Source organism: Arcicella sp., assembly GCF_964672035.1.
Genome location: NZ_CBABQS010000132.1, coordinates 1 through 6,411, shown reverse-complemented (window position 1 = coordinate 6,411; position 6,411 = coordinate 1). Strand labels below are relative to the sequence as shown.

At 39.0% G+C, this 6,411-nt stretch carries 8 protein-coding genes; 6 read left to right on the top strand and 2 right to left on the bottom strand.

Annotated features, from left to right (window positions below; genetic code table 11):
• The coding region (locus AC1W31_RS20005) for an S-adenosylmethionine:tRNA ribosyltransferase-isomerase (protein WP_481736269.1) at positions 1–264 on the top strand (264 nt) is incomplete at its 5' end.
• Between the two features lie 18 nt (positions 265–282).
• On the opposite strand, the gene AC1W31_RS20000 is transcribed toward AC1W31_RS20005, so the two are convergent.
• Complete coding sequence (locus tag AC1W31_RS20000) at positions 283–1,533, bottom strand: replication-associated recombination protein A (RefSeq protein WP_481736268.1); 1,251 nt, start codon at positions 1,531–1,533, stop codon at positions 283–285.
• 9 nt (positions 1,534–1,542) lie between these two features.
• The gene (locus tag AC1W31_RS19995; RefSeq protein WP_481736267.1) at positions 1,543–2,712 is read right to left on the bottom strand and encodes a molybdopterin molybdotransferase MoeA; all 1,170 of its coding nucleotides are present in this window, start codon (positions 2,710–2,712) and stop codon (positions 1,543–1,545) included.
• 121 nt (positions 2,713–2,833) lie between these two features.
• On the opposite strand from AC1W31_RS19995, the gene moaC reads away from it, so the two are divergent.
• The 5 genes from moaC to AC1W31_RS19970 form a co-directional block, all read left to right on the top strand.
• Positions 2,834–3,325, top strand: coding sequence for a cyclic pyranopterin monophosphate synthase MoaC (gene moaC / locus AC1W31_RS19990; protein WP_481736266.1), 492 nt, complete (start codon positions 2,834–2,836; stop codon positions 3,323–3,325).
• A gap of 6 nt (positions 3,326–3,331) precedes the next feature.
• Positions 3,332–3,901: a molybdenum cofactor guanylyltransferase gene (mobA, locus tag AC1W31_RS19985; protein ID WP_481736265.1), complete on the top strand. Its 570-nt coding sequence runs from the start codon at positions 3,332–3,334 to the stop codon at positions 3,899–3,901.
• Between the two features lie 43 nt (positions 3,902–3,944).
• A complete protein-coding gene (rhaM, locus tag AC1W31_RS19980; protein WP_481736264.1) occupies positions 3,945–4,256 on the top strand; it encodes an L-rhamnose mutarotase in 312 nt (103 codons plus the stop codon).
• Between the two features lie 16 nt (positions 4,257–4,272).
• Positions 4,273–5,292, top strand: coding sequence for a zinc-binding alcohol dehydrogenase family protein (locus AC1W31_RS19975; RefSeq protein WP_481736263.1), 1,020 nt, complete (start codon positions 4,273–4,275; stop codon positions 5,290–5,292).
• A gap of 30 nt (positions 5,293–5,322) precedes the next feature.
• Positions 5,323–6,411 (top strand): glycoside hydrolase family 95 protein (locus tag AC1W31_RS19970; protein WP_481736262.1); only part of this gene is annotated, 1,089 nt, incomplete at its 3' end.

Here is a 6,411-nt window from a genome sequence, read left to right as displayed (position 1 = left end):
GAAGAATCTTTGAGGGCTATTTTGAAGGAAATGGAGGAAAAAAACGTGGAAGAAATTACGGCTGAAACGGAAATTTTTATCTTTCCAAGCTATAAATTCAAACTTTGCAAAGGCATTATCACCAATTATCATCAACCAGAAAGCACATTGATTTTATTGATTGCGGCACTTATTGGCGAAGATTGGCGAAGAGTTTATGAAGAAGCCATGACGAAAGATTATCGTTTTTTGAGTTATGGTGATTCTTCGCTTTTACTCCCGTAGTGCACACTTTAGTCTGTGCTACTTTTTCATTCCTTCTTTTATCTTTCTTTCAGCAGCATTTTCCTGTGGTTCATAAAAGATTTTATCCTTAATCTCATCGGGTAAAAACTGTTGTTCAACGTAATTTCCTTCGTAATTATGGGCGTATTTGTAGCCTTTTCCGTAGTCTAATTCCTTCATTAGTTTGGTCGGAGCATTGCGTAAATGCAATGGAACGGGCAAATTTCCCGTCTGACGCACCAAAGCCAAAGCATTATCAATCGCCAAATATGCCGAATTACTTTTGGCGGATGTTGCCAAATAAATCACCGTTTGCGAAAGAATGATACGTGCTTCGGGCAAACCAACCGCCCGAATGGTTTGAAAACACGTATTTGCCATCAAAAGGGCATTCGGATTGGCAAGTCCAATGTCTTCCGAAGCCAAAATCATCATGCGTCGGCCAATAAACTCAATGTCTTCACCTCCTTCAATCATGCGAGCGAGCCAATAAATCGCAGCGTCAGGGTCAGAGCCACGAATGGATTTAATGAAAGCCGAAATAATATCGTAATGTTGCTCGCCATCTTTGTCGTACAGTGCAATGTGCTGTTGCAATTTCTCCACGACCATCTCGTTGGTAATTTCCAAAATTCCCTCCCCTTCGTTGAAAGTCGTGACCAATTCCAAAATATTATACAACTTCCTACCATCTCCACCCGAAAACTGCAACATCGCTTCGTATTCTTTGATGACGACTTTTTTATGCTTTAAGAAAACGTCTTTTTCTAAGGCTTGATTGACCAAATAAATCAGTTCATCCTTACTTAAAGGTTTGAGAACATACACCTGACAACGAGACAAAAGTGCCGAAATAACCTCGAATGAAGGGTTTTCGGTAGTTGCTCCGATGAGTGTAACCGTCCCTTTTTCAACCGCTCCCAACAATGAATCTTGTTGTGATTTTGAAAAACGGTGAATTTCATCAATGAATAAAATGGGCGAAGGGCTATCGAAAAACTGTTGTTTTTTAGCTAAATCAATCGTTTCCCGAATATCTTTTACCCCCGAATTAATGGCAGAAAGCGAATAAAAAGGACGTTTGAGAGCCTTAGCGATGATGCTCGCCAAAGTAGTTTTCCCAACGCCTGGAGGTCCCCAAAGTATAAAAGAAGGCACACGACCAGCCTCCACCGCCCGACGAAGCACGGCTTTTGGACCCACCAAATGTTGTTGCCCGACGTATTCATCAAGCGTATCTGGACGCATTCTTTCGGCTAATGGCTGCATAAGAATAGATTAAAAACGAAAACGAACAAACTCAAAAATATCCCCTTTCTTAAACCCCTGATTTTCAGCGGGTAATTCCATAAAACCATCACAATCGGTTAAATTAGCAAAGTCGGCGGAGCCACTGCCTTCAAAGGGAGTAGCCATTAATTTTCCGTCTTGAAAATACGTTTTTACGGGTACGAAATACGTTAAATCGGGCTTGAAAAATACGTCTTTATCCAACACTACGACTTCATTTCTACGCTCTAAAAAGTATTTACAGAAACATAAAAACGTAGAAACGGGGTTTCCTGGTAAGGCAAAAACGGTTTTTCCTTCGTCATTTTTACCAAACCAAAAAGGTTTCCCAGGCTTTTGGGCAACTTTATGAAAGAGTTTTTTTACGCCTAAATCATCCAGAATTTCGGGAACAAAATCCTTCTTTCCTGCCGACACACCGCCACTCAACAAAATAACGTCATGGTTCGATAAAATTTCTTTTAATTTACTGAATAACAAGGCTTTATCATCCGTTAAATGAAACAAATTTGCCTTCACTCCTACCCTTTCCAAAGCCGCCGATAATAGATAAGAATTGGACATTCTGATTTGAAAAGGCAAAGGATTTGCAGTAATTTCCACCAATTCATCGCCCGTAGAAATCACGGCAACTCTGGGTGGCATTTCTACTTTTACCATTGCCTTTCCAACCGATGCCATTACCGCAATTTCGGGCGGAGAAATTTTTAAGCCTTTTTGTAAAAGCGTATCATCCGATTTTCTGTCGGCACCTTGGCGATGAACGTTTTGTCCTTGTGAAATCTCCGATAATGGAATCGAAATTTTAGCCACTTTTACACCATCAACTTCTTGAATTTCAACGTCTTCGTAGCGAATAACGGTATCGCAACCCAAAGGCAAAACTGCCCCAGTCATTACTTCAATACAATTTTCGGAATTTTGAAGGGATTTTTGAGCTTCGCCAGCGTACTGGGTAGCTTCAATTTGGAAACTTTCTGCTTTCTGATTTATCGCAATGCCATCCATCGCCACTCTATCAAAGGGAGGAAAATCTCTATCAGCAGTAATATTTTCTGCTAAAACTTTACCCAAACTTTCCAAAAGGGGAACTTCTGAAATATTGGGTACAAAGGCATTTTCTGCTACTATTTTTAGGGCTTCTTTTACGGAAATCATGGTTTAGGGATTGGGGCTTAGGAATTAGGGATTGCAAGTCAAATTTATCTCCGTTTCCTAAAACCTTTGGCTGATGGTTATATCTTTACACAAAAATAGAAATTTAAGTTTAAAATAAGCGATGAAATCATTTACTCATTTAGATAACAACAATAACCCCTCAATGGTTGATGTCTCCGAAAAAGCCATTACCAAACGCACCGCTACAGCTCAAAGCATCGTGGTTTTGACGGACGAAATTATCGCCAATTTCAAAGATGGCGACCTCCAAACTAAGAAAGGTTCTGTGCTGCAAACCGCTATTATTGCGGGGACAATGGGTGCAAAAAAGACTTCAGATTTAATTCCGCTTTGTCATCCATTGGGATTAGATTCTTGCAAATTCAACGTGGAAGTTTCTGGAAATGAGATAATTATAAGATGCACTTGCTCATTAACGGCCAAAACGGGCGTTGAAATGGAAGCACTCACGGGTGCGAGTATTGCCGCCTTGACCGTGTATGATATGTGCAAGGCATTTTCGCACGATATTGTGATTAAAGAGACAAAATTGTTGTTGAAAACGGGTGGGAAAAGTGATTATGGAATGAAACACGATTCTCCAGAATCGTAAAATAAAATGATAAATTTATCCATCTCAGCCCTTATCCTATCAGGCGGACTCAGTTCCCGCATGGGCGAAGAAAAACGCTTGATTCATTATCACGGAAAAACGCAAGAACAATATCTTTTTGAATTACTAAAACCTTATTTTTCAAAAGTTTACGTATCAATCAATCAAAACCAAACGACTGATTTACCGCACATCCCAGACCTCGATTTGCCGATAAAAAGCCCGATTGTGGGTATATTTTCTGCCTTTCAGAAAAACTCCAATACGGCTTGGTTGGTGGTGGCTTGTGACATGCCTTTTGTGGATGAAAAGACGATTGAATATTTATTACAACACCGCAATCCAGAGAAATATGCCACGGCTTTTGAAAATCCTGACGAATATTTTCCCGAACCATTATTAACCATCTACGAACCTAAAATCTATCCAAACCTGCAAGAAGCCGTTAATCAAGGCAAAAAATCTCCGATGAAAGTATTACAAAATCTTGATATTGAGTTAATCAAAGACTTCGATTTTCAATGGATTAAAAATGTAAATACCGTAGAAGAAAGGACAAAGACAAGACTTTTTTAGTAGAACTTTCCCAAAATGTACTTATTCCTCCAAAACCTTTATTATGCAAGAAATAGCCTTTACCATGAAGCTCAAAAAAGGATTTGAGCAAGAGTACAAAAAACGTCACGATGAGATTTGGGAAGAACTTTCAACCACCCTTCACGAAGCAGGAGTCAGAGATTATGCCATTTATTTGGATGAAAATAGTGGCACTTTATTCGCTGTTCAAAGACGTATCGACGGACACACGATTGATTCACTTCCATCATTACCAATCATAAAAAAATGGTGGGCTTATATGGCGGATATTATGGATACAAATCCCGATAATTCGCCTGTATCGGCACAACTTACCTGCGTGTTTCGGAATTAAAATATACTATAAATCTATGAAATCATTAGTCTGTACGCAACCTCAACAGTTTGATTATCAGCAAATTGAAAACCCAAAAATCACAAATGGCTATGCCATTTTGAAAGTAAAACGTATCGGTATTTGCGGTACAGATTTACACGCTTTTGAAGGCTCTCAGCCTTTTTTTAATTATCCTCGAATCCTTGGGCATGAGTTGGCTTGTGAAGTGTTAGAAATCGAAGAAAATTCTGATTTTAAAGCCGGAGATGCGGTTACTTTTATTCCTTATTTCAGTTGTGGAAAATGTATTGCTTGTAGAAATGAAAAGTCAAATTGCTGTACGGATATACAAGTTTTTGGCGTTCATATTGATGGAGGAATGTCGGAATATATCAACGTTCCAATTCAGTTTTTGGTAAAAAGTCAAGGGCTTTCTTTTGATGAATTAGCTTTGGTTGAACCGTTGGCAATTGGCTGTCATGGTGTGAATCGGGCAAATGTGCAAGCCAATGAATTTGTGTTGGTTGTGGGTGCAGGCCCCATCGGTTTAGGCACGATGGAATTTGCCAAAATCACCGGAGCAAAGGTCATTGCGTTAGATGTAAATGATTCAAGGTTAACATTTTGCCAAGAAAAGCTATCGGTTGATTTTACAATAAATGCTCTCTCAGATAATGTATTGGCACGTTTACAGGAAATTACTAACAACGAAATGCCAACGGTAATTATTGATGCGACGGGCAATTTACGAGCCATCGAAAATGCTTTTCAATACCTCGCTCACGGGGGAAGATATATTTTGGTAGGCTTACAAAAAGGCGAAATTTCATTCAGTCATCCCGAATTTCATAAGCGAGAATCAACTTTAATGAGTAGCCGAAATGCCACTCGACAAGATTTTGAACAAGTGATTGATGCGATGAAAAAAGGATTGGTAAAACCCACAACGTATATTACTCACCGAGTTGATTTTAAACAAGTTAAAGATAACTTTGAGTATTGGCTAAACCCTGCAAATAGGGTGATTAAGGCGATGGTTAATTTTGATAACTAATAAAAAACGCATAAACTCAAATCCAACACTATGAAAAAAATATTTCATTTTATTCTTCTTTTTACACTTTGCAGTATTCAACTTTTCGCCCAAAAGCAATTGACGCTATGGTATAAACAGCCCGCCCGAAATTGGAACGAAGCCTTGCCAATCGGTAACGGACGCATCGGAGCAATGATTTTTGGCAGACCCGAAAACGAACTTATTCAACTCAATGAACAAACGCTTTGGTCGGGCGGACCAATCAATAGAAACCCAAATCCAGAGGCATCAAAACACTTACAGGAAGTCAGAGATGCCATTTTTGCGGAAGATTTTGAAAAAGCCGAGCAATTAACCAAACAATTACAAGGGCTGTATTCAGAAGCCTATCAACCTTTGGGAGATTTGGTTTTGAAGCAAAAATTTAAAGGTGAAGTCAGTAATTATTACCGAGATTTAAACATTGAAAATGCCATTTCATCCACTCGTTTCAAAGTTGGCACTACAGAATTTACCCGTGAATTTTTCGTTTCTGCTCCCGCCCAAGCAATGGTTATTCGACTGAAAAGTAGCACCAAAGGAGCTTTAAATTTCACGGCTTCTACGCAAAGTCTGCATCCAATTTTAGAAACGACTATTGGCAAAAATCAAATAGTTATGCGGGGAAAAACGCCGGTATCAGCGGCGCCAAATTACGTAAGTGATAGAAAAAATCCTATCATTTACGAAGATATGAATAACTGTAAAGGCACTCGTTTCGACTGGCGTTTGGTGTTGAAATCTACCGATGGAAAAGTTAAAACCGACATTTCTGGATTTGAAATTTCTGATGCTACAGAAGCCGTTTTTATCCTCACCGCCGCCAGTAGTTTTAATGGTTTCGATAAATGTCCCGATTCGGAAGGAAAAGACGAAAAAGCATTAGCTGAAAATTATTTAAAATTGAGTAATAAAAAATCTTTCGAGGAATTAAAAACCGCTCATATTGCTGATTATCAAGGTTTTTTCAAGCGAATGAGTTTTTCATTAAACGGAAATCCAAGCGTTGATTTACCCACCGACCAACGACTTTTGAGATATACCGAAGGAGCAAAAGACCCTTCTTTGGAGAGTTTATATTTTCAATTTGGGCGATAT

Bases quoted from the DNA above. Each gene is read 5' to 3' on its own strand.
- AC1W31_RS20000 (WP_481736268.1), bottom strand. From the start codon at position 1,533: ATGCAGCCATTAGCCGAAAGAATGCGTCCAGATACGCTTGATGAATAC.
- AC1W31_RS19995 (WP_481736267.1), bottom strand. From the start codon at position 2,712: ATGATTTCCGTAAAAGAAGCCCTAAAAATAGTAGCAGAAAATGCCTTT.
- moaC (WP_481736266.1), top strand. From the start codon at position 2,834: ATGAAATCATTTACTCATTTAGATAACAACAATAACCCCTCAATGGTT.
- mobA (WP_481736265.1), top strand. From the start codon at position 3,332: ATGATAAATTTATCCATCTCAGCCCTTATCCTATCAGGCGGACTCAGT.
- rhaM (WP_481736264.1), top strand. From the start codon at position 3,945: ATGCAAGAAATAGCCTTTACCATGAAGCTCAAAAAAGGATTTGAGCAA.
- AC1W31_RS19975 (WP_481736263.1), top strand. From the start codon at position 4,273: ATGAAATCATTAGTCTGTACGCAACCTCAACAGTTTGATTATCAGCAA.